This window comes from Candidatus Baltobacteraceae bacterium, assembly GCA_036488875.1.
Classification (GTDB): Bacteria; Vulcanimicrobiota; Vulcanimicrobiia; order Vulcanimicrobiales; family Vulcanimicrobiaceae; genus JAFAHZ01.
Map to the genome: position 1 here is coordinate 338,920 of DASXGW010000001.1, position 26,146 is coordinate 365,065.

The 26,146-nt window shown below is 61.1% G+C and carries 22 protein-coding genes; 15 read left to right on the forward strand and 7 right to left on the reverse strand.

Annotation, left to right across the window (positions count from 1 at the left end; genetic code table 11):
• Positions 1 to 3 precede the first annotated feature (3 nt).
• From VGG89_01485 to thrS, 4 genes are all read right to left on the reverse strand, one after another.
• Entirely contained in the window at positions 4 to 1,494 is a 1,491-nt protein-coding gene (locus tag VGG89_01485; protein ID HEY1975202.1) for an alkaline phosphatase family protein, read from the reverse strand.
• A 234-nt stretch (positions 1,495 to 1,728) separates the two neighbouring features.
• Positions 1,729 to 3,054: an MFS transporter gene (locus VGG89_01490; GenBank protein HEY1975203.1), complete on the reverse strand. Its 1,326-nt coding sequence runs from the start codon at positions 3,052 to 3,054 to the stop codon at positions 1,729 to 1,731.
• Between the two features lie 121 nt (positions 3,055 to 3,175).
• The gene (locus VGG89_01495; protein ID HEY1975204.1) at positions 3,176 to 4,138 is read right to left on the reverse strand and encodes a hypothetical protein; all 963 of its coding nucleotides are present in this window, start codon (positions 4,136 to 4,138) and stop codon (positions 3,176 to 3,178) included.
• A gap of 3 nt (positions 4,139 to 4,141) precedes the next feature.
• Complete coding sequence (gene thrS, locus VGG89_01500; protein ID HEY1975205.1) at positions 4,142 to 5,869, reverse strand: threonine--tRNA ligase; 1,728 nt, start codon at positions 5,867 to 5,869, stop codon at positions 4,142 to 4,144.
• Between the two features lie 153 nt (positions 5,870 to 6,022).
• Between thrS and pstS the strand changes: the two genes are divergently transcribed.
• The 9 genes from pstS (at position 6,023) to VGG89_01545 (ending at position 13,877) form a co-directional block, all read left to right on the forward strand.
• Complete coding sequence (gene pstS, locus VGG89_01505) at positions 6,023 to 7,051, forward strand: phosphate ABC transporter substrate-binding protein PstS (protein ID HEY1975206.1); 1,029 nt, start codon at positions 6,023 to 6,025, stop codon at positions 7,049 to 7,051.
• A 108-nt stretch (positions 7,052 to 7,159) separates the two neighbouring features.
• A complete protein-coding gene (gene pstC / locus VGG89_01510) occupies positions 7,160 to 8,098 on the forward strand; it encodes a phosphate ABC transporter permease subunit PstC (protein HEY1975207.1) in 939 nt (312 codons plus the stop codon).
• The gene (gene pstA, locus VGG89_01515; protein HEY1975208.1) at positions 8,095 to 8,973 is read left to right on the forward strand and encodes a phosphate ABC transporter permease PstA; all 879 of its coding nucleotides are present in this window, start codon (positions 8,095 to 8,097) and stop codon (positions 8,971 to 8,973) included. Before pstC ends, pstA begins: the two co-directional genes overlap by 4 nt.
• Positions 8,970 to 9,755, forward strand: a complete 786-nt coding sequence (gene pstB, locus VGG89_01520) for a phosphate ABC transporter ATP-binding protein PstB (GenBank protein HEY1975209.1) — start codon at positions 8,970 to 8,972, stop codon at positions 9,753 to 9,755. The genes pstA and pstB overlap by 4 nt, the downstream gene beginning before the upstream one ends.
• Positions 9,756 to 9,829: 74 nt before the next feature.
• Positions 9,830 to 10,570 (forward strand): 3-oxoacyl-[acyl-carrier-protein] reductase, encoded by a 741-nt coding sequence (gene fabG / locus VGG89_01525; GenBank protein ID HEY1975210.1) that lies wholly within the window; start codon positions 9,830 to 9,832, stop codon positions 10,568 to 10,570.
• Between the two features lies 1 nt (position 10,571).
• Positions 10,572 to 10,931, forward strand: a complete 360-nt coding sequence (locus VGG89_01530) for a VOC family protein (protein ID HEY1975211.1) — start codon at positions 10,572 to 10,574, stop codon at positions 10,929 to 10,931.
• Positions 10,932 to 11,006: 75 nt separating this feature from the next.
• Positions 11,007 to 11,762 (forward strand): beta-ketoacyl-ACP reductase, encoded by a 756-nt coding sequence (locus tag VGG89_01535; protein ID HEY1975212.1) that lies wholly within the window; start codon positions 11,007 to 11,009, stop codon positions 11,760 to 11,762.
• Positions 11,763 to 11,766: 4 nt separating this feature from the next.
• Positions 11,767 to 13,518 carry an alpha/beta fold hydrolase gene (locus VGG89_01540; GenBank protein HEY1975213.1) on the forward strand — a complete coding sequence of 584 codons (1,752 nt, stop codon included), beginning with the start codon at positions 11,767 to 11,769 and terminating at the stop codon, positions 13,516 to 13,518.
• On the forward strand, positions 13,515 to 13,877 hold the full coding sequence (locus VGG89_01545) for a helix-turn-helix transcriptional regulator (GenBank protein HEY1975214.1): 363 nt from the start codon (positions 13,515 to 13,517) through the stop codon (positions 13,875 to 13,877). The genes VGG89_01540 and VGG89_01545 overlap by 4 nt, the downstream gene beginning before the upstream one ends.
• A gap of 95 nt (positions 13,878 to 13,972) precedes the next feature.
• On the opposite strand, the gene VGG89_01550 is transcribed toward VGG89_01545, so the two are convergent.
• Complete coding sequence (locus tag VGG89_01550; GenBank protein HEY1975215.1) at positions 13,973 to 15,142, reverse strand: hypothetical protein; 1,170 nt, start codon at positions 15,140 to 15,142, stop codon at positions 13,973 to 13,975.
• 165 nt (positions 15,143 to 15,307) lie between these two features.
• Here VGG89_01550 and VGG89_01555 point away from each other — a divergent pair, with 165 nt between their 5' ends.
• From VGG89_01555 to VGG89_01565, 3 genes are all read left to right on the forward strand, one after another.
• Positions 15,308 to 15,616 carry a hypothetical protein gene (locus VGG89_01555; GenBank protein HEY1975216.1) on the forward strand — a complete coding sequence of 103 codons (309 nt, stop codon included), beginning with the start codon at positions 15,308 to 15,310 and terminating at the stop codon, positions 15,614 to 15,616.
• Positions 15,617 to 15,752: 136 nt separating this feature from the next.
• Entirely contained in the window at positions 15,753 to 16,697 is a 945-nt protein-coding gene (locus VGG89_01560; GenBank protein HEY1975217.1) for a hypothetical protein, read from the forward strand.
• A 29-nt stretch (positions 16,698 to 16,726) separates the two neighbouring features.
• The gene (locus VGG89_01565) at positions 16,727 to 18,442 is read left to right on the forward strand and encodes a S53 family peptidase (GenBank protein HEY1975218.1); all 1,716 of its coding nucleotides are present in this window, start codon (positions 16,727 to 16,729) and stop codon (positions 18,440 to 18,442) included.
• Between the two features lie 45 nt (positions 18,443 to 18,487).
• Here the strand turns inward: VGG89_01565 and VGG89_01570 are convergent, their stop codons facing one another.
• Both VGG89_01570 and VGG89_01575 read right to left on the reverse strand, forming a co-directional pair.
• Complete coding sequence (locus tag VGG89_01570) at positions 18,488 to 19,633, reverse strand: hypothetical protein (GenBank protein HEY1975219.1); 1,146 nt, start codon at positions 19,631 to 19,633, stop codon at positions 18,488 to 18,490.
• Between the two features lie 71 nt (positions 19,634 to 19,704).
• Positions 19,705 to 21,339 carry a peptide ABC transporter substrate-binding protein gene (locus VGG89_01575; GenBank protein ID HEY1975220.1) on the reverse strand — a complete coding sequence of 545 codons (1,635 nt, stop codon included), beginning with the start codon at positions 21,337 to 21,339 and terminating at the stop codon, positions 19,705 to 19,707.
• Between the two features lie 134 nt (positions 21,340 to 21,473).
• Between VGG89_01575 and VGG89_01580 the strand changes: the two genes are divergently transcribed.
• The 3 genes from VGG89_01580 to VGG89_01590 are packed head-to-tail and all read left to right on the forward strand — an operon-like array spanning position 21,474 to position 26,141.
• A complete protein-coding gene (locus tag VGG89_01580) occupies positions 21,474 to 22,436 on the forward strand; it encodes a carboxypeptidase regulatory-like domain-containing protein (GenBank protein ID HEY1975221.1) in 963 nt (320 codons plus the stop codon).
• A gap of 34 nt (positions 22,437 to 22,470) precedes the next feature.
• On the forward strand, positions 22,471 to 24,009 hold the full coding sequence (locus VGG89_01585) for a hypothetical protein (GenBank protein HEY1975222.1): 1,539 nt from the start codon (positions 22,471 to 22,473) through the stop codon (positions 24,007 to 24,009).
• Complete coding sequence (locus tag VGG89_01590) at positions 23,994 to 26,141, forward strand: EAL domain-containing protein (protein ID HEY1975223.1); 2,148 nt, start codon at positions 23,994 to 23,996, stop codon at positions 26,139 to 26,141. Before VGG89_01585 ends, VGG89_01590 begins: the two co-directional genes overlap by 16 nt.
• Positions 26,142 to 26,146 lie beyond the last annotated feature (5 nt).

A 26,146-nucleotide genomic window follows, 5' to 3' on the forward strand; every position in this document is an offset into this window, starting at 1 on the left:
CCGCTATTCGGTGTCGGGCGGAACCGCGTCTGCGTTCGAGTTGGTAAATTTCGACGGCGGATACTTCGTCTTTATCGGCGTGAAGGCGCGCGGCGTTTGACGGAAATCGAAGCCCCCGAGGACGTTCGCGCGACAATCCGTGTAACCGAAACCGTTGGCCGGCGCTGCGGGACAGCTCCCACCGATCGGCGGCAACTTGAACACCGTCTCGATGAACTTCAATATACTGCCGGGCTCGTAGAGCGTCTTGTCGACTTTATTTCGTAGCGCGTACGGAGAAATCACCATCAGCGGCGTGCGGATTCCGAGTCCCCGGAAATCCATTTGCGGCGGTGGAATGGGGTCGTACAATCCGCCCCAGTCGTCCCACAGCACGACGATGGCCGTCGAGTTCCACTGCGGCCCTTTTCCAATCGCGTTAACAATGGCGGAAACCCACGACGGTCCTTCGTCTGTGACGTAGGGGCCGGCGTGATCGGAATACGTGCCGTCCGGTACAACCCACGTGACGCCTTTGAGCTTACCGTTTTGCGCGGCGGCAAGAACGTTGGTCTGCGGCGAGATGACGTTTGACCAGTCCGGGCCGTGTCGGACCGCGTCGATAGCGGAAAACGGCGACCAAATGTAGTCGCCTGGTTTAAAGTTCTTCGTCGTCGGCGTATAGAATTGCCAAGACACACCGCGGGCGTCCAGCGAATCGGCAATCGTCCGGTACTGCGTGAAACACGGGTACGGACCCGCCGCCGGCTTTACCGTTCTCTGCGCGTCGAGCAGTGACGTTCGCGCAAAAGCGGGAGAATCGCAGCTCCAGGACGAGCTTGAGCTGACTTCGACAACGCCGTCCTTGTTGAGCAGCCCGGGGTAGTTGACGATCGCCAAGTTTCGCGCTACGTCCGTCGTGCCGGCGACGAGGTACTGGTGCGCGGTAAAGCTGGGGCCGAAGTCGGTCGGGAAATAGTGGTCCGCGAGGACGTACTGCATCGCCATTTTCCAGTATGGGCCGGCTTCGTCGACATAGTTTGGCGCGTCGTTCGGAACGTAGACGTATGGCGAATGTACTCCCGACGTTCCGACCGCAGGGCGGGCGAGGCTGGGGCAGCTGGTGAGAGGCCATTTCTCGGGATACTCGAGATAAAAGCCGTCCATCTTTCCGTGATCCCACGAGACCATAGCTTCGTCCCAACAATGCGAGATGTCCGCGATCGACTGCTGGAAGCCTCGCGGACGAAGCGGAACGATACGCGAGCCCGCCTTACCGGTCGACCGCGTCTCGGCCCCCGGATAGCCCATGAACAGATTGTTGAAGCTGCGGTTTTCCTGGATGATGATGACGATGTGCTGGATGCACGTGTAGTTGGCGGCCGGACAGGGCGTTGGCCCGCTTGGAATCGGAGTGTGCGAGCCATGCGGCATCGTCGACGCGGTTCCCGAGCACCCGGTGACGATTGCACAGCCAAAGAGTAATACGAACAACGAACAGAGCAAAGCGCGCATGCTGTCCTCCCCTTTTTGAGGTCTTCGGCTTACTCAGCGATCAATTCGATGCGATTGCCGAAAGGATCGCCAACATAGCAGTGAGAGTGCCCGTCTTGCAGCGCCATGTCTTCGACGATTTCGTAACCGGCGTCTCTTATGCGTTTCACAAACGTTTCGTAGCGCAGTAGAACCGGCGGGCCGCGTCGTCACCACCAGCCGGCATGGCTAGCTGGACGTGATCGATTTCGGTGATCATGGTGCTTCGGGTACGAAGGCGGCGTCGCGGTTTTCGGGTTTCACGAAATAGCCGATTGCGGTGAAGACGAGGACGGCGGCAAACATGATTAGCGAGATGATGGCCATCGCGCGCCCGTAATCGGCGGTGCCGTTGGCCAACGGGAAGTTCTTCGTGGCGAAGTGGGCTTCCATTTGGGCGGCACCCGCGCTGATGAGGTTGCCGATCTGATACGTGAAACCGGGGAACGTGCCGCGTGAGCCGGCGGGAGAGAGTTCGTTGAGGTGCGCCGGAATGACGCCCCACGCCCCCTGCACCATGAACTGTATGGCGAACGCACCGATGGCAAGCGCGACCATCGTCTGACTGAACGCCCAAAGCGGCACGCATACGGCGCCGAGAAGCGCGGCGATCAATAGTGCCGGGCGCCGTCCGATGCGTTGCGAGAATGCACCGAATGCAATGCCGCCGGCGATCGCACCGAGCGCAGCAATTATCGATAACGACGACGTCATTCCGGTCGAAAAACCGTGCTGCACTTGCAGGAACGTCGCGTACAGGTCTTGCGTGCCGTGCGACATGAAGTTCATCGCCGCCATAAACAACACGGTGTAAATAAAGAGGGGAAGGTTGGCCGCGATTGATGCGCCTGCCCTTCTACTTCGCTCGCTCCGCTCGCTACGCTCAGGATGACAAAGCGGATCGCTACCCCTATTACGATGGGAGGCGAGCCAGGCGGGGGATTCGGGGACGTGGCTGCGGATGTAGAAGATGAGCAGCGCCGGCAGCGTGCCGACGACGAAGAGAATGCGCCATGCGTAGTGCGCCGCGCCGAACTGATCGGCGAAGTGGAAGACGATGAAATACGCGGCCGCCGCCAGCAAGTAGCCGACCATGTAGCCTTCTTGCAGCAATCCGCTAAAGAAGCCGCGCTTTTGCGGCGGGAGTGCTTCCATCGCCATCGCCGCGCCGAGCCCCCATTCGCCGCCCATGGCGACGCCGTAGAGCGCGCGCAGCACTAAGAAGATCGTGAAGTTCGGCGAGAACGCGGTCAGCAGCTCGATGACGGAATAAAATGCGATGTCGATCATCAACGGAGTGCGCCGGCCGTAACGATCGCCGATCCAGCCGAAAATCAGCGCGCCGAGTGGGCGGCATGCCAGCGTGAGCGTAATGGCGGCTGTGACTTCAACGATCCCGCTCTTGAAGTCGGCCGCGATCTTCGAGACAACAAAGGTCAGGAGAAAGAAATCGAACGCGTCGAGCGTCCAACCTAAGAAGCTCGCAATGAAGGTTCTGCGAGCTGCGGGCGATAGAGTGGAGTCGGTTTGCGACAGGCTCAACGTGGAACGGGTACTACGCCGCGTTTTGATGCGCCTGCCCGTCGACTTCGGCGCTTCGCGCCTACGCTCGGGATGACAACACAAAGAAGGCCGCGCGTTAGCGCGGCCAACCTTTTTGATGTTACGTCGGACTAGGCGATGGTCCGGGGGTGAATGTGGAGCTCGACGGTGAGCCCGACGCGGCGGGCGTGGGCGAGGGCGTAGCGGTTGCGTTCGGCGGATACGTCAATCCGTACATCGCCAGCAGCCAGATTTGTCCGCGCTTCACGGTAATCTTGGGCGTCGGGAAGTTGAAGTTGATGATCTGCCCGTTGCTAACGTACTTGGTGTACGATCCGAGGAACTGATCGATGCGCTTACCGCGCAGCACGCCTTCGTTATAAAGCTGGATCCAGAAGCCGCGGCTGGGAAGCTGTTGGCGCGGTATGACGTATTGCACCGACGCCAAGCCGTTGAGGTTGAAGTTCGAGTCGCTTTGCAGGCGAATCGCCACCAGCGGCGTGACGCTTAACGCACGCCGATCGGGATTGGTCATCGGCGGAGCGTCTTTGGGCATGGCCTCGACTTGCAGCGTTATCGTGCCGGGCGGCGTCGGTGACGGCGACGCTCCCGAGTCTGAATCGTCCTCGTCGTCGGATGACGAGCTCGGCGACGGTGAGGGCGAGGGCGTTGGTGTCGGCGTCGATTTCGCGGCCGTCGAACCCGGCGACGGTGACGGCGACGGCGGCGGAATGTTGAAGCTGAGCGTGCAGTTGAACTGCTGCATTTGCACCGAGATTTGCGGGCACTTCATGCCGCTGGGACCTTGGCCGACGGGATACTGCGCCTCGTTGGGCGCCAACGTCGACCCGGGCACCGTCAATGCCGGCTGACCGTTGGGACCGATCTCGGGACCTTGCATGTCACCGCCGGGACCCATGCCGCCCGGCGATGCGCCGAGTTGGCCCGGATTGCCGACCGGTGGGCCGACGTCGCCCGGCATGCCGCCGCCACCACTATCTAATCCGCCCTGGCACGCAGCGAGCGCTAAAGCAATAGCGGCAACCCCAAATGCAAAGTACGGCTTGCGCCGATGAAAGTTCATTACTTACCTTTTAGCCTCTATTGCTGCGTGCAGTTCCTCGGCAAAAGTGCCAACGGAGACCGTCCGTTTCTCCTCGGTGCCGCGCTCGTTGACGTTCACCGTCCCCTCCGCGGCCTCTTGTTTACCTACCACGAGAATGTAGGGAACTTTCTGAGTTTTCCAGTGCCGGATCTTATAACCGAGCTTTTCGTTGCTCGAATCGACGTCTACTCGGTAGCCCATGCCGTGCAAGCGAGCCGCCACCTCACGCGCGTATTCGACCTGATGCTCGGAGATCGGCGTGACGACGGCCTGGACAGGAGCAAGCCAAGCGGGGAACGCGCCGCCGAAGTGCTCGATGGCGATGCCGAAAAAGCGCTCCAACGAGCCCGCCAGTGCCCGGTGAATCATGACCGGCGGGTGATCGCCGCCGTCGCTGCCGCGATACTTGAGCTCGAACCGTTTGGGGAGCACGAAGTCGACCTGCACGGTGCCGAGCTGCCATTTCCGGCCGATCGCGTCACACAGGTTGATGTCGAGCTTGGGACCGTAGAACGCGCCGCCGCCCGGATCGGTGCCGTAGGGAAGATCGTAGCGCTCGAGCGCGCGCACGATCGCGTCTTCGGCGATCGGATCGGTTTGCGTGCGTAAGTGTTCTTCGCGCGTTGACAGCACGTATTCGAAGTCCGTGAAGTTGAACGCTTTCATCAGGCGCAGCGCTTCGTCGAGCGTTTGCTCGAACTCACCCTGCAGCTGGTCGGGCGCGCAAAATAGGTGGGCGTCGTCTTGCGTGAAGCCGCGAACGCGCGTGAGTCCGTGCAACACGCCGGAACGTTCGAAACGATAGACCGTACCGAATTCGGAAAACCGCAACGGCAAATCGCGATAGCTGCGCAGCCGGCTCTGATAGATGAGAATGTGCCCGGGACAGTTCATCGGCTTGAGACGGAAGCGTTGTTCCTCGACCTCGAGCGGTCCGAACATGTTCTGCGAATAGTTTTCGAGATGCCCTGAGATGTCGTAGAGCTTCTCGCTCACGACGTGCGGGGTGACGACCGGCTGATAGCCGCGCTCGCGCAGTCCCTGACGGATAAAGTCTTCGATGATTTCGCGGACGATGGCGCCTTTGGGATGCCAGAAGATCAACCCGCCGCCGGCGGCTTCCTCGACCGAGTAGAGGTCGAGCTCGACGCCGAGCTTGCGATGGTCGCGTTTTTGCGCCTCTTCGATTTGATGCAAGTACGCATCGAGCTCCGTTTGGTCGTACCAAGCGGTGCCGTAAATGCGTTGGAGCATTGGGTTGTGCTCGTCGCCGCGCCAGTAGGCGCCGGCGACCGACGTCAACTTGACCGCCCCGATCTCGCCGGTGCTGTGGGCGTGGCCGCCGCGGCAGAGGTCAGTGAACTCGCCGATCGTGTAGAGCGTAATTGGTTCGTCTTCCGGAATGGCGCGCGCGAGTTCTACTTTAAATTGGTTGCGTCCGAAAGCGGCGATCGCTTCTTCGCGCGTCACCTCGCGGCCGGTCATTGGGTAGTCGGCCTTGACGATCTCCCGCATGCGCGCCTCGAGCCGCTCGAGATCCTCGGGCGTGAACGGCTCGGCCCGGTCGAAATCGTAGTAGAACCCGTTCTCGATGGCCGGTCCAATGGTCGGCTTGGCATCGGGAAAGAGATCTTGGACGGCGTAGGCCAGCACGTGGGCGGCCGTATGGCGCAGCTCGGGCAGCGGCGTGTGCGCTTCAGTTTCGGGCATGGAACGTGGCGCTTTCGTGGTCTGGGCTGCGCCCGCCCTTCGCGCAGCAGAGTTTAAGGGGCTGCCTATGTCGCCTTAATCTGGCCTTAGCATTGGCTCGCCAGAATGGGGGTGGCTTCCCCTTTGTTACGCTTTTGCCTAATAGGAGATTTCATGCGCAAGACGCTGGCGCTAACGTTCGCGGCGCTCCTCGTTTCGGCTCTGCCGAGCCCCGCGGCGACGATGCTCACCGGTGCGGGCTCGACGTGGGACTTCCCGTTCTTCTCGAAGGCCTTCTTCGAGTACAGCAAGTCGCACGGCGACGTGCAGGTTAACTACCAGTCGATCGGAAGCGGCGGCGGCATCCAGCAGTTCACGCAGCGCACCGTCGATTTCGGTGCGACCGACGTTCCGATGAACCCCAAGGAAATCGCCGCGGCGGAAGCCGGCGGTAACGGCCCAGTGCTGCAAGTGCCCGTCGTGCTCGGCGGCGTCTCGGTCGCCTACAATCTTCCGGGCGTCAACTCGCTGAAGTTGACGCCGGCCGTGATCGCCGACATCTATCTCGGCAAGATCACCACCTGGAACGATCCCGCCATTGCCAAGCTCAACGCGGGCGAGAAGCTCCCGAGCCAGGCGATCGTCGTGGTGCACCGCTCGGACGGTTCGGGCACGACCTACACGTTTACGGACTATCTGAGCCACGTCTCGGCCGAATGGAAGGCCAAAGTCGGCACCGGCAAGAGCGTGACGTGGCCGGCCCCCAGCGCCGTCGGCGGTAAGGGCAACGAAGGCGTCGCGGGTCAGGTGACCAACAGCCCGGGCGCGATCGGTTACGTCGAGCTCGCCTACGTCGTGCAGAATCACATGCCGGCAGCCACGCTCCAGAACGCCGCCGGTAAGTGGATTGCCGATGCTCCCAACGGCGTGCGCGCCGCTGCGGCTACGCGCCCGGACGTTTCGCCGACCGAGTTCTCGATCGTCGATACGAAGTGCGCGACGTGCTATCCGATCGCCGGATACAGCTGGGTGGTGCTTTATAGCAACCCGGCCGACAAAGCCCGTGCGAAGACGCTCCAGGAGCTCTTCCGCTGGGTGTCGAGCCCCGACGGTCAAAAGATCGCGGCGTCGCTCGACTATGTGCCTTTGCCGGAAAACGTCCAAGCGTTGGCGTCGAAGACGCTGGCGCAAATGCACGTCTAGCAATCGCACGTCAACTTCGCTAAGGAACGACAGGTGAGGGACGCCCGGATACTGTATTCAGGCGTCCTTCGCCCCACTCAGGATTGACAGCGTAATCATATGCAGCGAGTGAGCAAGGGACGCAACTACAGCACTATCGCCGCGATCGATCGGCTGTTCCTCATAGCCATCTACGCGGCAGTCGGGCTGTTCGTGCTGCTCGTCACGCTGCTCTTCGCGTCGCTCGTCAAAGGCTCGTGGCCGTCACTGGTCAAGTTTGGGCTCGCTTTCCTGTGGACGTCGCAGTGGAATCCGGTGACCGAAACGTTCGGCGCGCTCCCGCTGATTTTCGGCACCGTCGTGAGCTCGCTCATCGCCATCGTGCTCGCCGGCGTCGTCGGCATTTTGGCAGCGGCGTATTTGGCGGAGTTCGCTCCCCGCTGGCTCGCGCGTCCGCTCAGTTTCGTGATCGAACTGCTCGCTGCGGTACCCAGCGTGGTCTTTGGATTGTGGGGCCTCTTCGTGCTCGCACCGTTCGTGCGCACGGCACTCGGGCCGTTCTTGCAACACACGCTCGGCTTCTTGCCGATTTTCTCCGGACCGATTCTCAACGGCACGGGCATGTTGACCGCCGGTCTGATTTTAGCGCTTATGATTTTACCGACCGTGACCGCGATTAGCCGCGAGGTGATCGTCGCGATCGCGCAGGATCTCCGCGAAGCCTCGATGTCGCTGGGCGCGACGCGGTGGGAGACGGTCGCGCGCATCGTCTTGCCGGCAGCACGCGTCGGAATCTTCGGTGCGATCGTGCTCGCGCTCGGACGCGCGATCGGCGAAACGATCGCGACGACGATGGTCATTGGCAATCGCCCTGAGATCGCCGTGTCGCTCTTCGCACCGTCGTACACGCTGGCCAGCGTGATCGCCAACGAGTTTACCGAAGCCAATGGAAACTTGTACATCGGGGCGTTGCTCGAGTTAGGCTTATTGCTCTTTATCGTGAGCTTCATCATCAACGGCGCGGCACGGCTGCTGCTGTTTGCGGTGCTGAAAGGCGAACGGACATGATGGCGGTCGCCGAACAGCCGCCGTTCGAACGCAAATCGCACAAGTTAGCGTTTCGGCACGCGCTCAGCTTCATGGGCACCGCGATGACCGCCGTGTGCGCGTCGATTGGCGCCGCGTGCTTGATCATTATTTTGGGTTACGTCGCCGTTCAAGGTGCGGGTGCGGTGAACTGGTCGTTCCTGACGCAGTTGCCGGCGCCGGTGGGCGAGCCGGGCGGCGGCGTTGCCAACGGCATCATCGGCAGCCTCATTACGGTCGGCTTGGCGACGGTTATTGCGACGCCGCTCGGCTTGCTGTGCGGGCTGTTCCTGGCGCTCTTCGGGCGCGGCTGGTTCCCCGAGGTCGTGCGATTCTTATCGGACGTGCTTTCGGGTATTCCGAGCATCGCCATCGGCTTGTTCGCGTACATTCTGCTCGTCGCGCCGTTCCGGCACTTCTCGGCGATCGCGGCGTCGTTTGCTTTTGCCCTGTTGATGTTGCCGATTATCTTGCGCACGTCCGAGGAAGCGATTCGCTCGGTTCCGCGTACGATTCGCGAAGGTGCGCTAGCGCTGGGTCTGTCGGAAGTTGTGACGACCTTGCGCATCGTCGTTCCGGCCGCGCGTACGGCGATCATCACGGGTTTGCTGCTCTCGATCGCACGCGTCACCGGCGAAACGGCACCGCTGCTGTTCACCGCGTTCGGCAGCCCGTTCTGGGAAGCCAATCCGGCCAACCCGATGGCGCAGCTTCCGCTGCAAGTCTTCAACTACGCGATCTCGCCGTACCAGAGCTGGCATCAACAGGCCTGGGGCGGTGCGCTCGTCTTGATTTTGGCGGTGCTAATTCTGAACATCTCCGCGCGTCTCGTGCTCACGGCACGGTGGCGCCGATGAACGCGACGGCAGTCGAGGCTCCGCTCGAGGTCAAGAACCTCTCGGCGTATTACAACAACGACCGCTTAGCGGTCGCTAACGTTTCCATGCGCTTCGCGCATCGCGCCGTAACGGCGCTGATGGGTCCGTCGGGCTGCGGAAAGACGACCTTGCTGCGCTGCCTCAATCGCATTCATGAGATTCTGCCGGGCGCGCGGGCCGAGGGCGAAGTCCTGCTCGACGGCGAGAACGTCTACGAAGGCGAGATCAGCGTGACCGAGCTGCGCCGGCGCGTCGGCATGGTGTTTCAGCGGGCCAATCCGTTTCCGACGATGTCGATTCTCGGTAACGTCGTTTCGGGGCTGAGCAGTTCGGTTTCCAAAGCCGACAAAACGGTGCTGGCCGAAAAGGCGCTGCGTTCGGCGGTGCTGTGGGACGAGGTCAAAGACAAGCTCAGTCATCCGGCGACCACGTTATCGGGCGGCCAGCAGCAGCGGTTGTGCATCGCGCGGGCGCTTGCCGTTGAACCGGAAGTATTATTGATGGACGAGCCGACGTCGGCGCTCGATCCGATCTCGACGCTCAGCGTCGAAGAACTGATGACCAAGCTCGCGCACGAATACACGATCGTCGTCGTGACGCACAATATGCAGCAAGCGGCCCGAGTGTCGAATTACGCGGCGTTCATGCTGGCCGACGAAACCCGGGCGGGGAAGCTGATCGAGATGGACGAGACGTCGAAGATGTTTACCAAGCCGTCCGATCGCCGAACCGAGGACTATATTACCGGCCGCTTCGGCTGATCTTTCTCTGGCGGAGATACCATCCCCATGGCCGAAAGGGCCATGTCCATTTGCTTTTAGAGGAGGCTCCAATCGTGTTTGAAGGCCGAGTCGCAGTGGTTACAGGCGGAACGCGGGGCATCGGCGCCGCGATCACCAAGATGCTCGTGGAAAACGGCGCATCGGTGGCTGCGGGCTACAGTAAAGGCAAAGAGAGCGCCGAGAAGTTCAAGACCGACATGGAGTCAAAGGGCGCCAAGATTTCCGTTCACCAAGGGCAGATCGACCACGTTGACGACTGCAATCGCGTGGTGAAGGAAGTGATGGATCACTTCGGTCGCATCGACTACCTGGTGAACAACGCCGGTATCACGATCGACAAGACGGTGCGCAAGATGACGAGCGACGACTGGCGCCACGTGCTCGACGTAAATCTTTCGGGCGCGTTCAATATGACCAAAGCCGTGCTCGAGCACATGATCGAGCGTGGGTCGGGCCGTATCGTCAACATCAGCTCGGTCATCGGCGAGACCGGTAACATCGGACAGGCGAACTACGCCGCATCGAAAGCGGGTTTGTTCGGCTTCTCGAAGAGTCTTGCGCTCGAGATGGCGCAGCGCGGCATCACCGTCAACACCGTCGCACCAGGATTCATCGAAACCGAAATGGTTGCTGCGATTCCGGCCGCCGCACTGGAAAAAGTCGTGGAGAAGATTCCGATGCGCCGCTTGGGACAACCGGGAGAAGTCGCGCGCGTCGTGCGATTCTTGCTTGAAGACGACGCCAGCTACATCACCGGCGCCGCCTTCCACGTCAACGGCGGCTTGGATATGTAGCGTGCTCAAGCATGTTGCGCCGGTCTTTCATGTCGCCGACTTGCAGCGATCGATTGTATTCTACCAAGACCGGCTGGGGTTTGAAGTCAATTTCAAATATGGCGACTTCTACGCAGGACTCGTGCGCTATGGATGCCACCTGCATCTTCGTCTGGCCGACGAGCAACGCGAGCGCGTTGCGGTCGAACCCGATGAGAACGTCGATGCGTGCTTCACGGTCAGTGACGCATCGGCTCTTGCTTCGGAGTTCTCAAAGGCGGATGTGCGGTTTGCGATTCCACTCCGGGAGATGCCGTACGGCACGGAGTTTTACGTTAGTGATCCCGACGGAAACGTGCTCGTGTTCCTGCAGGCTGGCTGAAGCACGCGGTGCTTGGCCGAACCAAGCTGGCGCTTGAAAGAGGTAAACCGAACACGTGTTGGGTAAATCTAGCACGTGAACAATTTACCACTTCAGGACCGCGTCGGCATCGTGACCGGCGGCTCGCGCGGAATCGGCGGGGCCATCAGCCGGCTGCTCGCCGAAGACGGGGCAACCGTCGCCGTGCTCGGATTGCCGGTTGACCGGGAGCGCACCGAGAAGCTGCGCACCCACCTCAACGGAAGCGCATCGCGCGTCCACTTTTACGAAGGCAACGTCGGGGAGTTCGACCAGTGTCAAGCGGCAGTGGCGAACATTCTTAAAGAACACGGACGGATCGACTATCTGATTAACAACGCGGGAATCACCCGCGATCACACCGTCCGCAAGATGACGGTCGACGAATGGCAAGCGGTTCTGCAAATCAATCTTTCAGGGCCGTTTTTTATGACCAAAGCCGTGCTCGATACAATGGTCGATCAAAGCTTCGGCCGTATCGTCAACATCAGCTCGGTGGTGGGCCAGAGCGGCAACTTCGGCCAGGCCAACTACGCGTCGGCCAAAGCCGGCCTGATCGGCCTGACCAAGACGGTCGCGCTGGAAGTCGCCAAACGCGGCGTCACGGTCAACGCGATCGCGCCGGGGTTCATCGAGACCGAGATGACCAAGGCGATGCCCAGCGAGGCGATCGAGATGGCCATCGAACAGACGCCCAAGCGGCGCCTGGGCCAACCCCTGGAAGTGGCCCGCGTGGTGCGGTTCCTCGTTGACGACAACTCGGGCTATATTACCGGCTCAGTTTACAACGTCAACGGCGGATGGTACATGTGAGATTATGTACGACCACAAGAACGGGTCGCCGCTAGGCGTCATGTCTCCCGACGATTTTAGTTACGGCATCGACGTGACGGGCCTCGATCCGGCGTCGCTCAACGACGCGGTGCGCGCGGTCATCGCCGATGCGATGGCCGATCCGCTGCGCATGACGACGTGGATGTCCACCTTCGCGATGGCCCAACAGAATGTCGGATTGAACATGATGCGGCGGCTGAGCGGACAAGAACCGCTCGCACCGCTCGGCTCGTCGGACGGTGACAAGCGTTTTTCCGATCCCGAATGGACGAGCAATCCGATGCTCGCCGGCATTGTCGAGGATTATCGCGTGCGCACGCAGGCTGCCCTGCAGCTCGTCGATTCGGCGCGCCTGCCCGAAGCAACGCGGCGCAAAGCGCGCTTTGCGATGCAGTTGATGTGCGACGCTTTCGCGCCCAGCAATCTGCCGTGGCTCAATCCCGGCGTCGTCAAAGAGGCGATGGATTCGCAGGGCATGAGCCTGGTCAAGGGCATGCAAAACTTCGTCGACGACGTGCAAAACAACGGCGGGTATCCGCGCCAAGTCGACAAGAGCGGCTTCGAGCTCGGTAAGAACATCGGTGCCACACCAGGGCGCGTGGTGATGCGCAACGAGCTGATCGAGCTGATCGCCTACGATCCGCAGACGCCGCAAGTGCACGAGATTCCGTTGCTGTGTTCGCCGCCGTGGATCAACAAGTACTACATCATGGATCTGGCGCCGGGCCGATCGTTCGTAGAGTGGGCCGTTCAACACGGCCATCAGACGTTCATGATCAGCTATCGTAATCCCGACGCGTCGATGTCGAACCTCAAGATGGACGACTACTTGCGTTCGGGCGTGCTGGCCGCACTCGATGCGGTCCAAGAGATTACCGGCGCAAAGAAAGTCAACATGGCGTCGCTCTGCTTGGGCGGCACCTTGACCGGCATTGCGCTGGCATACCTGGCCAAGCACGGTCAGGGCGATCGCGTCAACAGCGCGACGATGACCAACACCTTGCTCGACTTCAGCATTCCGGGCGATCTCGGCGTGTTTACCGATGAAGACACGATCACGCGGCTCGAGCAGCGCATGCGTGAGAAGGGCTATCTGGATTCCAACGAGATGGCCAAGACGTTTGACTGGATGCGCTCGCACGATTTGATCTGGAGCTACGTCGTCAACAGCTGGTATAAGGGCAAGAATCCGCCGGCGTTCGACATTCTGGCGTGGAACAGCGACTCGACGCGCATGCCGGTGGAGATGCACTCGCAGTATCTGCGGGCGTGCTACCTGCATAACGCGATCGTCAAGCCGGGCGAGTTCGTGATTGACGATACGCCGATCGACCTCGGGCAGATTCAGACGCCGCTCTACGTGCTGGGCGCCGAGAACGATCACATCGCGCCGTGGCGCGCGACGTATCTCACGACGCAGCATGTCGGCGGCGAATCGAAGTACACGCTGACCAACTCCGGGCATATCGCCGGCATCGTCAATCCGCCGGGCGGGAAGAAGACCTGGCACTTTACGCGGGAAAAGGCTAACCGCGGCGAGAGCGCCGACGCGTGGCTCGAAGGCGCCGACAAGCATCAGGGCAGCTGGTGGGAAGATTGGGCCTGGTGGATCGGGCCGCGGGCTGGTGCGATGCATGCGCCGTATACGTTGCCGCAAGGCGAACCGGCGCCAGGGCGCTACGTGAAGAACGAAAGCGGGCCACTGTTCGGCGTTGCGACCGGAGCGGCGAAGTGACGGACAACGAGCGCAACAACGGCCCATGGAGCAGCTTGGGTGCGTTCATTCGCGGGCAGCGCGAGCTTGCGAATCTGTCGATGCGCCAGCTCGCCGAGATCGCGAAGATTTCGAACCCGTATCTGAGTCAGGTCGAGCGCGGGTTGTATAAGCCGTCAGCGGACGTGTTGAAGCAGATCGCCAACGCTTTACAGATCTCAGCCGAGACGATGTACACGCAAGCCGGCTTGTTGGACGACTCCACTAAGGACGATCATCATGGCGTGGAGCACGCGATTAAGTTGGATCCGCGGCTCTCGGTGGATCAAAAAGAAGCGATAATTCGGATCTACCGGAGTTTTGTCGCCGGGGGCGGCTAGCGGCTCGACTCCCGTAACCGGGTCTCAATTCGAGATCCGCCCGTGGGCTTTTTCGCCGAGATGGCCCTCACGTTATGGCTGCTGGTGCACGGCGTTCACGGGCCGTTGCGCGCGCCGCGCGTGAATTCGCGCGCCTTCAGCCGGTAACGCAGATCGTGCGTAACGGTGGCGGCGGTCTTATAGACCAGCGCCGCAGCCCGCGGGTACACGTCTTGCACGTCGGAAGATGACAGTGTGAACAGCGCTTCTCCGATCGCTTCGCGCGCACGTAGGTCGCGGCCGCGACGCATGTGGCAGTTGGCGAGCAGCACGAGCGAGCGCAGGTAGCACCACCGGTGGAAGCGCTTGCGCGACTCGGCAGCCACTAGCGAAGCCATTTCGCTTGCATGTTGATAATCGTGCTTGCGGAACAGCGCCATGCTCGCTGAGAGCGGCGCGGCAATCCCGAAATATCCGCTAGGCGCCAAATACTCCACGGGTTTGGCTGAAAGCCTCAGAGCAACGTCAGGATCGCCGCTCTGGCCTTCGACGAGAGCGAGCTGCAACTCTGTAACGCGCTTTCGGTGTTTGTTGCCGGCAAGTTCGTACGAATCGATGGAGCGACGTATGAATTGGCGGGCACTTTTCAGATCGTAACGCAGTAGCCGGTACCAGGAAAGGCGCAGGTAGGTGAGCGCCACGAGTCCAGGCTCCCTGAGGCGAATGGCCGCATTGAGGTACTCGCGAAGGCGTCGTTCGCCGTCTTCTGCGGCTCCAAAGTTGGCAACGGTAGTTTCGACGTTCAGGTGAAGCTGGGTGCTCTCGATCGGCCCCGCAGCAAGTAACGCTTGACGTGCACGCTCGTACAACGTGAGCTCGGCACGCTGTTCGCCAAAAATGTTGTGCCACTCTGCGACGGAGATGCACTGCGCGGCGTAGGTTTCAGCCGCAACGGGGTCGCACAGCGGCATCGAACCGTTCATTTTCAGAAGGGCACGTTCGGCCAGACCAAGGGCCTCGCGCTCGCGGCCGCCGAGAAAAAGCCGTCTGGCCTCGAGCATTGCAATACATTCGCGCTCGAACGCTACCGAGGCATCGTCGCCGAGCTCCGAAAGGGCATGGCGAGCGGCGTTCATCGTTGCATCGGCAGCCCGGTGATCTTCTGCGTCGAGAAACGCATCCGCGGCCCGAAACCAGGCGAAAATGCGCTGCGCCGGCTTTTCGGTGGCGTCCCCAAGCGCACGCAGGAGGGCTCCGGCGCCAGCGGGGTTGCCGATTCGGCGCATCATCTCGCAATAGTCGTACTCGTGCCGGTACGCGTCGACCACGCAGGCCGATTGTCGCGCAGAAGCAGCGAGTTGCGCTTGGAGTAGCGGTCTTAGGCGCTTGCATCCAAGATTGCGGTCGCGGAACATCTGCCGTTCGGAAATGCCCAGGTCGGAAGCGACGGCATGACGCGATTCGCCGCGGACGTCGTACCTGAGAAGGATCGAATAGCAGCGGCGCGCGGTGTCACGCTCCGACTCCGAACTCAGGGTGAGCAGCTCGCCAAGGGCGCGATCGACGGCGGCTCTTATCACTGCGAGTACTTGGTGACGAGAGCGCCCGTTCGAGACGTCCAGCAGGTGCGCGACGAGCGGATTGTTGTGAAGCGCGTCGGCATCACCAAGATTCGCCAGCAAGTGACGCGTCGCGCCCTCGGTAGTTTCGGCGACGTGACGGCGATACCTCATAGGAGCCCTTGGGGTTCCATTCTATGAATCCCGATCCTGTGATGGCCTGGCAATCCCTTGGTTGCCTCGCGTCATAACTTCGTCATAACTCTGTGCGCGCCGGTTGCGTGTAAACATCGTTTCCGTGATGTAATGCAAATGTTTGCAAATCGGAGGAACTCTAATGTCCAGAACCTTGGCAGTTTTGATCGCGGCTATGGCCGGCGGTGCAGCCGTTCTCCTCAGCGGCTGCACGGCCGGCAGTTCTCAGGGAGACGCCGAAACGATTCCCGTCGCGCGCCCTATGGCGCAGTTGAGCGGGCGAAAGGCAATCCCTAAAGATCTGTTTATCGCCAACTATACGTCTTCAACGGCCGACGGCGTACAAGTTTACGGGAACCGTCACTATCGGCAGCGCCGAACGATCACCAACGGTATCAAGGGGGCTCAAGGGCTCTGGATCGATACGTCCGGAAACCTCTACGTTGCCAACTCGGACACGGCGAACGTCACGGAGTACGCACCGGGCGGGACTTCGCCGATGTGTACCTATTCAAAGAAGCTCGGCGGCCCGACCACCGAGACCACCGATAGCGCCGGGAACGTCTACGTCGTCGACTTCAACCACTTTAAGGTCCCTGGCTACATCGACGAATATCGGCAGTGCGGCAACTCGGTCGTGAAGCGTTATTCGATTATAACGCCGCCGACGGGTGTAGCAATCGATTCCAAAGGCGACATCTTCGTGGCGTATATTACGGTCGCCGGGGGTGCATTCGAGGAGTTCAAGAAGGGCGAAAAGACGCCAACCGAACTAAACGCTCGAATCGGCTCGCCGGCGGGCCTGTTGATCGATGGTAAAGGCAACCTCATTGCCGACGACCAGCGCGGAAACATTGACGTGATCCCTCCCCCCTACAAGAAGGTGAACACCTTGGTTTCAGGGCTCTACAACCCGTTCCGCGCGGCGCTCAACAAAGACCAAACGCTCCTTTATAACGTCGACTCCGGCGAAGGTACGGTATCGGTCTATCAATATCCGTCGGGAAAACTCGTCAAGGTGCTCGGCACCGCGGAAGGCGTGACGAATCCTAGCGGTGTCGCGATCTCGCCGAACGCGGTATTCTAGGGCGGCCGGTGAAGAGTTTCGCTGGGCCAATGGCCGCCATTATCTGCTGCGCGATCGTATCCGGCTGTGCAGGTTCGAGAGTGATCCCTGCAACTGCCGTCGCCGACCAGAGTCGTTTTGCCGCCGAGCCGTTTCAGGAAGCGCCAAGATCTATCGCGGCCGTGCCGGCTTTTCACGGTATCCACCTTACCGATCTTGGTGCGGCGCCCTCGTCGGCCACTCTGAAGCTTGCGATCACGTTGCGCTATCGGAATGAGGCTCGGCTGGACGACCTTATCCGAAGCCAGATCACTCCGGGTTCTGGGCAGTTCCACCGCTGGCTCTCAAATGCCCAGTTCAAAGCGGCGTTCGCACCGAGCGCCCGCGACTATAAATCAGTTTTAAATACCATGACGCGCTCGGGTTTAACGATCGATCGGACTTACGACAATCGCACGGTAATCGATGTGACGGGGAGCGTTGCCGCGATCGATCGATTGTTTCGAACGTCGATACACCGCGTGAGTCAACGCGGTCACGCTGAGCAATTTATAAACGTGCGACCGGCGCGCGCACCCGAAGCCCTCAAAAGCGTGATTCTTAGCGTCGACGGGCTGAACACGACGGACGAACTTCGACCGGAGTACGTGCTGCCGACACATGCGAGCGAGCCGCTTCCCCAAACGCACGGCGGCCGTTCCGGGTTGTTCGGGCCCGTGAGCAAGCAGACTGGAATGGCCGGCTATGCGCCGCGAGCATTTTGGCGAGCATATGACCTTCCAATCAACCACCGAAGCCCATCAGGGAAGCGTTATGACGGCAGTGGCAGGACGTCGGGCATACTTATAAACGGTGATCCGTCGGCGAGCGATATTGGCGCGTTTCTGCGCTATTTTGGTATCGCGCGCAACGGACCACCGACTAAGGTCGTGTTAGTTGATACCAAAGTCCCGCCGCAAGCGACCGTTGAATCGGTGCTCGATGCTGAAACGATCCTCGGAAATGCGCCGGGCACCGCACTGTACATCTACGAGGTGCCGAAACTGTCGTACGCGCCCGTGACCGACGCGTACAACCAGGTCGTCTCGGACAATGCCGTCGACACGCTAAACTCGAGCTTCGGGGTCTACGAGCAAGACGCCGGCAACGCGCCTTTGACATGGAATGAAATAGCAAAGCAAGGTGCGGCAAAGGGAATAACGTTTCACGCGGCTAGCGGAGATTTTAGCGGCCTGGTAGCGCCAAGCGCGCCTGCGGATTGTCCATACTTCGTTTCCGTCGGCGGGACGTCGCTTTCCATCGGGGCGCGAGGCACGTGGGCCTACGAAACCGGCTGGTCGGGCACAGGCGGAGGCGTCTCTGGCCTCTTCGCACAGCCGCCATGGCAACGCAACGTGGCCGGCACGATCGATCGGGGTCGGAACTCGCCCGACGTTTCTTTTGATGGAGACCCTGCGTCCGGAACGGCATTATATATCTTCGGCACCTGGAACTCCACCGCCAATCCGGTCGGCGGAACCTCGCTATCGTCACCGATATTCGGCGCTCTGATAACGGAGCTCGACCAGATGAATAACGGACGCTTAGGCCTGCCGTCCGCCAAAATCTACTCGATTTGGAAGAGGCGAGGTTACGGTACAATCGAGAAGCCCCTGTTTCACGACATTACCCAAGGCTGCTCGGGAATCTACTGCGCTGGTCGAGGCTACGACTTAGTTACTGGAATAGGATCGATCGACGGAACGAACTTATCTCGTTTCCTTTAAGCCCGGTAACCCTCCGACCTTGTCACGTGCGATAGGCGTCTCTGGCTAAAAACTCAATTTCGCGACCGCGTCGCTGGTATCTTCAATAATCCAGAGGTATCGAGGCAGGCTGCCGCCGCACTGAGCGAGACTTAAGCTCGCGATGCCGTCCGGGCCCGCGTTGGGCGTTGGGAGGGCAAACTCCGTAATCTTACCGTTTCTTCCAATGCTGCCGATTTTGTCGGCCTTGAACTCCGTAAACCACAACCTCCGATCGGAGGCCAATGCAATATTGCGCGCGCCGGCGTGAGGCGTTGGAATCGAATATTGCGTGAGCGCTCCGTCCGTCGTCATTCGCGCTATCTTGTTTATGCCGCTTTCAACGATCCAAAGACGGCCATCGTCGCCCGACGCTATCCCGGAAGCGGTTCCAGAGCTGCTGATGCTGCCGACTGGAAGTGCGAATCGCTGGAGTATCGCTCCATTGGTGGCGATTCGTGCAACGCTCGATTCACCGCTCGTGCTGACTTCTGTAAGGTAGAGCTTCCCGTCGGGGCCTGCTGCGATGGAGTTCGGCACGTAGCTGCCGAGCGGATACGCCTGCGGGCCGCTACCGGGCCCGCTGCCGGCTGCGACCAGATTACAGCCGACCGCGCCGGCGCCGCAGTATGCAAACCAAAGCCGGCCGTCGCCTCCGACAGCGATGTTGCCTACGGGTTTGGTCGCATAGCCGCTGATAACGAGCGCTCCTCCATTTTCGATGATGCCGGAGCCGTTCATAAAGACCACGCCGGTACCTAACTGACCGTATGCCGCGATCTGCGTCGTGAACCAAACCGTGTCGTCTCCGCGATACGCGGCCGAACCTGTTGCGGTGCAAGTAGCGAACCCACACACGCCAGTGGGAACGGGTGCGGCGGTAGCGGAACCCGCGGCCGTAACATGCAGGAGAGCGGAACCCGCGCCGAGCCAAAGGCTGCCGTCCGGTGTCATTGCGCCATTGCCGGCGGCATTGGGCGCGACGCCGGACAGAGAATATTCCGTAATAGTAACGTGCGGGCTCGCTCGGTGGCCCACGGACCGCAATGGACGTGCCACACTCCCCGCCGCAGGCAACGGAGCGATGTTTTGCTGACCGCCGCCGCACGCGACTAGCGAAAGAAGAACGAACGTTGAAATGCACGCGATCGACAGGGCCCGCGTAAAACTCATGAGCACCTCCGCGGCTCATGATAAACGCAAGGTGCTCGCGACGACTACGAGCGACCGGATGCCTTTTTCGATTAGCGAGCGTCGACGTCCATCATCGTCGATACGTCCAACGGCGTGAGCGAACCCGGTGCGAAACGCTCGACGCGTGCTGTCATGGCGTAACCGTCAACGGGAATATTCAGCGCAATCATCGGCAGGTCTCGGGCTAAAATCTCGGCAGCGCGCTGCATCGAAGCCTTGCTGCGCGCGAGATCGTAGCTCGCGGCGTACGCGGCCATTGCTCGATCGAGGCTCGCGTCGCAGAAGCGATCGATATTCTGTCCAGCCGGGGGAAACTGATTGCAGGCGAGCAAGTTTGAAAGGTCGCCGCTGCTCGGAAACGTCCACGTGACGAACGTTGCATCCCAATTGCCGGAAAGCAGCTCACCACCGGCCGCATACGTATCCCAAAAACGCGCACTCGCCACCGCTTTCGTCCGTAACTCGATGCCGGCGTCGTGCAGCATCGCGCGCACGTACTCGACGGTGCCGCTTTGCGTCGTGCTCTGCGCATCGTATGAGACGGCGAGCGACAATCGCGTGCCGCTCTTCGCGCGAATACCGTCGGTCTGCACGCGCCAACCGGCACGATCGAGCAGCGCCCGCGCGCCGGCGGGATCGTAGCGAACGAGCGGAATCGAAGGAGTGATCGGCAGGCCGGGCGGCACGATAGACTCCTGTATCGAACCGAAGCCGCGGCGGATCTTGCGCAGCAACGCGCCGCGATCGATCGCCATTTCGACGGCTCGGCGAATGCGAACGTCGGCAACGATTGGGTGGCGTACGTTAAAGGCGAGCACGGCAAACTCCATCGACGGCTGCCTCAGCACGCGCACGCCCTGCATCAAAGATAGGCGCGCGAGCGACGCGGGCCCAGGGCCGATGAAGAGATCGAGCGCGTGCGTCTGCAGCATCGTTATCGCGGTCGAGTCGTCGCCCACCACGAGAAATTCGATGCGCGCCAACTTCGGCCGGCCGCGCCAATAGTACGGATTTGCTTCGAGCTCGATCCGGTCGCCGCGCACCCACTTCATAAAGCGGAACGGTCCGATCCCAACCGGCAGGGCGTTATACGGCGCTTGGTTCATCGTCGAATAGGCAGCTAGCACGTGCTTAGGCAGAATGCACGGATTTGCGCCGGCGCTCCCAAAGAGCGTCGGAATGAACCCCGCGTAGGGATGGCGCAGCCGAAACACCACCGTGAAACGATTCGGCTCCTCGACGTTCGTCACGAGGGTTTTGAAGTCGGAGTACGCTAGCGCGTTATTGGCGGGATTCAGAACGGCCTTGACGGTGTAGACGACGTCGTCGGCGCTAAAGGGGACGCCGTCGGACCAGCGCACGCCTCGCCGCAGATGCCAGACGATCGTCTTCCCGTCGGCGCTGATGCCGCGGTTGGCCTTCGACGGTAAAACCGTCGCGAGCTCCGGGATCGGTTTATTGTTCCGATCGTACCGAACGAGATAAGCGCTCGTTAGCTGGCTTAGCAAGCTAACGGTGTAGTCGGCCGACAGATGCCGGTTCAGCGTTGAGACGTCGCCTTCGGCCGTCGTTACGCGCAACACGTGCGCAGAGACTGCCGGCCCCGCGCCGATAACCGGAAGTGGTTGCGACGCCAGCGTTAGTGCGAGCCCTATCCCAAGGCCCGATAAGATCTGCTTTACCATTCTGTTACCGTAGTTGCATTTAATGTTTACAGAGGGTGCGTGCGATACGTAGCGCTCCTGTTGGAGCAAGCATTACCATGGTAGCTCAGCGTTAACATCTGGCCAAGGGGCGTTCGAATTTTGGACGGTCGGAGATGAAACGGATTTACGGCTTCGGCGCGCTTGTAGCGGTGGTACTTTCCATTTGCGCCTGCTCTTCCTCGAGCAGGCCCATCGGCATCGTCCCCGTGGCGCCGAATGACGTGATCGGGGGCGGCCACAACAAGCTGCTCATTCGGCTCGGAGACGTCGCTTTACCGAGCGGCGTGAACCTGACGCAGGTCAATTTGGGAATCGTTGCGATCTATCTGACCGATGCGTCGGGCCGGCGCGTGAACGTGGCGCAGTACAGCTCGCCGCAGGTCGTTAACGTGCTGCAATACCAAAACGGCAGTACGTTCCCGCTCGCTTCAGCGTCGGTGCCCACGACGACCTACTCGTCGATGACGCTCGTCATCGATACGCCATCGAGCTCGGTGTTAACCGCCAGCGGAATGAAGACCCGCCTCGTATTCCGCACCCTTGCGGATCAGAGTTCCGCGGGCTTCGGGATAACAACGACCACCGCAACGGCCTCATCGTCGTCGTTGTCGGCGGTTGCGATTACCTTCCGCCACGGCTTCGCGGTAGCTCAGTCGGGGCAGCCGAGTCTCGACGTGGACTTCAACGCATTCGAATCGCTCCTTCCGGTGCCGTATGCGAGCGCTGTGTGGACGGCGCGCGCCAGCTTGAGCGTCGCGCAGGCGGGGCTCGAAGGCGCCATCACCGGTCAAGTCGTCAATTCTAGCGATCGTGGCGTCCAAAACGCCGTGGTCGTAGCGACCGACACAAGCGGGAAAGCCGTCGCTTCGTCGTTTACCAATTCGTACGGCGCCTTTTTGCTGCATACGCTTGCCAGGGGCTCGTATAAGCTGACCGTCTACAATAAATATACGACTGCCGCCGGATGGCACATCGCTGCATCCGGCAACACGAAGGCGAATACCAGCTTCGTCGTGCCGGCGAGCGTGCAAGTGGTTCCCGGCCAAACCATCTTCGTAGAAACGATTGCGGATTAACGGAGTCTTCGAACGTGGCCAAGGGCAGGCGCCGATGACGGATCGGCTTTCGACGGACCAGTTAACGCAGGCCAAAGCGCTGCGTCAAGCCGGGCAATACTCGCAGGCCTTGCGTCAACTCGAGGGCTGCCAAGATTGGCCGGCGCCCGACAATGCGCGCGGCACACTGCTCAAGGCGCAGATCCTCGTGCGTCCGGAGCCCGCGCGGACCCTCGAGCTCCTCGCAGCGACGCAAGACCTCTTCGAGACTCCTGAAGACCGGTTTGGCTACTACGTCGCCTCGGGGCGTGCATACACCTACGTTCGCAACTTCGAAGCGGCCGCGGAAATGGCGCAGCGAGCACAAGCGCTGGCCGACCGCGTCGAGCCCGCCGCGCGATGCTGGCTGTGGTATCAGCGCGCGCAGCTCCGTCTAGTGCAGCAGCAGTTCGATCCTAAGGACGCCGACGTCGAGCAGCTGCTCGCGCAGAGCGATCCCAACGGCATGTTCCTCGGACGCATGATTCGCGCGTACATGCACGCGGGCGTGGCGGACTACGTCGCTCAGAGTGCCGATTTGCAGGCCGCGGTGCAGATCGCTACGACGCATCCGGGTAGGTGCGATTTAGCGCTGCTCGCCCTGCAGGTGCACGCGCTCTTGCGCTTGGGCCTGGAAACCGGAGACGTCACCGGGATGCAGGCCGGCTCCGACGGCTTTGCGTGGATACCGTGGACCGACGATCTGCAAACCGATCGGTTCTTGTGCTTGCGCGCTTTAGGCTGGAGCGCATTTTTACGCGGCGAGCCGGCCCAGGCGCAATGGCTCTTCAAAGACTCCAAGGCGTGCGCTACGAACGATGCGTGGCGCGTCATGGCACACGTCGACCGCGCCTATGTCGCGCGAATGAACGGCAACGAACCGTGGGCGACCGAAGAGCTCGCGGCGGCACACGCGATAGCTCGCACCGTCGATTGGGCCGACTTCCGCGGCGAAGAACGGCAAGCGCTGGTCATGCTCGCCACGCTTTTCGCGCCGACCGATATGGCGCGCGCCCAGCACTACGTGTCGCTCTATATGCAACTTGGAAAAGAGGGGATCAGCCCGAACGTCGCCCTCTCCAACGACCGTCGTGCGGCTGCGTTCGAGAAGTACGCAATGGGACGCGTGCAGCACGTCATCGGCAACGACGGGCTCGCCATCGCTACGCTGCAGGACGCCTATGACATTTTCTCCGCGGCAGGTTACCGGTTCCGCGCCGCGCTGACGGCCTTTGCATTGTTTGAAGCGACGGGCGACGGCCGCTGGGTCGAGCGCGCGCGAACCGACGCCGAGATCTATCCGAACAGCGCGCTCTACAGCCGTCTGGCGAATCAGCCCGCGGAGCCGGTCGCTCAGCCTCTGCGCGAACTCAGCCCCCTGCAGCGCCAAATCGCGTACGCCCTTTGCGAGGGGTTAGAACTCGGGGAACTGTCGCAACGCTTCAGCCGCAGCGCCTTTACGCTCGAGCGCCACGTCAACGCCGTCTACGAGCACTTTGGAATCACGAATCGCTCCGCGCTGCGGGCCTGCATGAAATCGTGGAACCTCGTCTAGCGATGCTCGTGCTCCTGTCTGTAACGGCGCCGGCAATGGCGGTGTGCGCCGCAGCGATCATCTTGCTGCTCCGGCACAGCGAGCGACGCCGTTCGCTCGATGAACGGCGATACGCACTCCTGGAGAGTCTCCAAGACGCATTCGTCATTCTCGACCGGGAATGGCGATTCACGCACGTCAACGAACGGGCCGAGCTCTTGATGCGCAGCAATGCCGCCGATCTGATCGGCAAACGCATCGACCACATTTTCGATCCACTCGCCTCCGAGCTGTTTCCCGAATTGCAGCGCGCGCGGGAGATGGGGGCGCCTATCGAGTTCGTACAGTCGTTTGTGTCGACCGGCCAGGCAATCGAAGTGCGCATTCAACCCACTCCCGACGAAATGCTCATCCACCTGCGCGACGTCACCGAACGCCGAAACGCGGAGAAGCGACTGCAGGACGGCGAGCGGCGTTTGCGCTTGTTACTGCAGCAGGTTCCCGCGATCGTATGGACGGCCGACCTCGACATGCGGCTGACGTCGGCCTCGGGAACGACGCTCTCGGACTATGCGCTGGTCGAGTCCGAAGTCATCGGCAAATCCGTTGACGTCGTGTTCGCTTCTCCGGACGGCGCCTCGCAGGCAAGCGCGGTGCTGGAGCGCGTTTACCGTGGCGAATCGCTGAGCTACGAAACGGAGCGCAACGAGCGCTGGCTCCAACACGACGTCGAGCCCTTACGCGGCCCGGACGGAACGATTCAAGGCGCGATCGGCGCGGCACTCGACATTACCGAGATGAAGCACAGCGCGCGCGAGTTGGCACGGCAAGCGCGCCGCGATGCCCTGACGGGGCTACCAAACCGCTTGGCGCTGGAGGAAACGCTGGATAACGTGATGGCGCGTGCGCAGGCGACGAGAGAAACGCTGGCCGTGATGTTCTTGGATTTAGATCGGTTCAAGGTCATCAACGACTCGCTGGGGCATCGTGCCGGCGATGCGGTTTTGTGCGCGGTGGCGGATCGTTTGCGGATCACGCTCGGCTCGCGCGCACAGGTTTTCCGTCCCGGCGGTGACGAGTTCATTTTGATCGTACCGGGGCCTATCCGATCGGAAGACGTGCAAACCATGGCGCTGGAGATTCTCGAAAGCTTCACGCAGCCGTTCGAATTCGAAGGACGCGAGCTGCTCATCAGTGCCAGCATCGGCGCGAGCCTCTATCCCAACAACGCGTCGCGGGCCGAGGATCTGATCAAGCAGGCCGACTCGGCGATGTATCGGGCAAAAGACGCCGGCCGCAAAAATGCCATGATGTATAACGACGCATTGCATGCGCGAATTCTCGAGCGTATGGGGTTGGAGCTGGAGCTGCGTCAGGCGACCTCTCGCAATCAGCTTCGCGTGCTCTACCAGCCAATCGTCGACATTAGCAGCGAGCAAATCATCGGTGCCGAGGCGCTGCTGCGCTGGGAACATCCGCAACTAGCCACGATCATGCCCGACCGCTTCATCGACATCGCCGAGGAGACCGGGGCGATCGTCGGCATCACGCAATGGGTGCTGCACCAGGCGTGCACTCACGCAGCGATGATGCGGGCGAAGGGGTTTGGGGCGTTTCGGATCGCGGTCAACATCTCGGCGCGCGATCTCTGCGAGCCCGGTTTCCATACCAAGGTTTCGGAGATTCTCGCCGAGCACGGCCTAGGTGAAGATGCGCTCGACGTCGAGGTGACCGAGAGCATCACCCTCAACGAAACCGCGGTAAGGACGATTTCTGCGCTGCAGGTCGCCGGGGTACGCGTGGTCATCGATGATTTCGGCATCGGCTATAGCTCGCTGGAATACCTCAAGCGGCTGCCCGTCGGAGCGATCAAGATCGATCGGTCATTCGTCGAGGGAGTGGCGCATAATCCGCAAGACCAGGCGATCGTCAAAGCGATCAGTTCGCTGGCAACCAATCTCGGATTCGGTGTCATCGCCGAAGGAGTGGAGACCGCCGCTCAGCGGGATTTCCTGGCGACCATCGATGCGCCGTCGGCACAAGGAAACTATTACAGCAGGCCGATCCCGCAGGGACAGTTCACGTATCTCCTGCAAAGTCAGCATGCAAAACCGTCGCGCCGCATCGCGAGTCTTTTCGGCAGTTGCCCATAGCCGGC

Bases quoted from the DNA above. Each gene is read 5' to 3' on its own strand.
- thrS (HEY1975205.1), bottom strand. From the start codon at position 5,869: ATGCCCGAAACTGAAGCGCACACGCCGCTGCCCGAGCTGCGCCATACG.
- VGG89_01575 (HEY1975220.1), bottom strand. From the start codon at position 21,339: ATGGTAAAGCAGATCTTATCGGGCCTTGGGATAGGGCTCGCACTAACG.
- VGG89_01550 (HEY1975215.1), bottom strand. From the start codon at position 15,142: ATGCGCCGAATCGGCAACCCCGCTGGCGCCGGAGCCCTCCTGCGTGCG.
- VGG89_01570 (HEY1975219.1), bottom strand. From the start codon at position 19,633: ATGAGTTTTACGCGGGCCCTGTCGATCGCGTGCATTTCAACGTTCGTT.
- VGG89_01540 (HEY1975213.1), top strand. From the start codon at position 11,767: ATGTACGACCACAAGAACGGGTCGCCGCTAGGCGTCATGTCTCCCGAC.
- pstS (HEY1975206.1), top strand. From the start codon at position 6,023: ATGCGCAAGACGCTGGCGCTAACGTTCGCGGCGCTCCTCGTTTCGGCT.
- VGG89_01580 (HEY1975221.1), top strand. From the start codon at position 21,474: ATGAAACGGATTTACGGCTTCGGCGCGCTTGTAGCGGTGGTACTTTCC.
- VGG89_01560 (HEY1975217.1), top strand. From the start codon at position 15,753: ATGTCCAGAACCTTGGCAGTTTTGATCGCGGCTATGGCCGGCGGTGCA.
- pstA (HEY1975208.1), top strand. From the start codon at position 8,095: ATGATGGCGGTCGCCGAACAGCCGCCGTTCGAACGCAAATCGCACAAG.
- VGG89_01565 (HEY1975218.1), top strand. From the start codon at position 16,727: ATGGCCGCCATTATCTGCTGCGCGATCGTATCCGGCTGTGCAGGTTCG.
- VGG89_01585 (HEY1975222.1), top strand. From the start codon at position 22,471: ATGACGGATCGGCTTTCGACGGACCAGTTAACGCAGGCCAAAGCGCTG.
- VGG89_01485 (HEY1975202.1), bottom strand. From the start codon at position 1,494: ATGCGCGCTTTGCTCTGTTCGTTGTTCGTATTACTCTTTGGCTGTGCA.
- VGG89_01555 (HEY1975216.1), top strand. From the start codon at position 15,308: ATGACGCGATTCGCCGCGGACGTCGTACCTGAGAAGGATCGAATAGCA.
- pstB (HEY1975209.1), top strand. From the start codon at position 8,970: ATGAACGCGACGGCAGTCGAGGCTCCGCTCGAGGTCAAGAACCTCTCG.
- VGG89_01495 (HEY1975204.1), bottom strand. From the start codon at position 4,138: ATGAACTTTCATCGGCGCAAGCCGTACTTTGCATTTGGGGTTGCCGCT.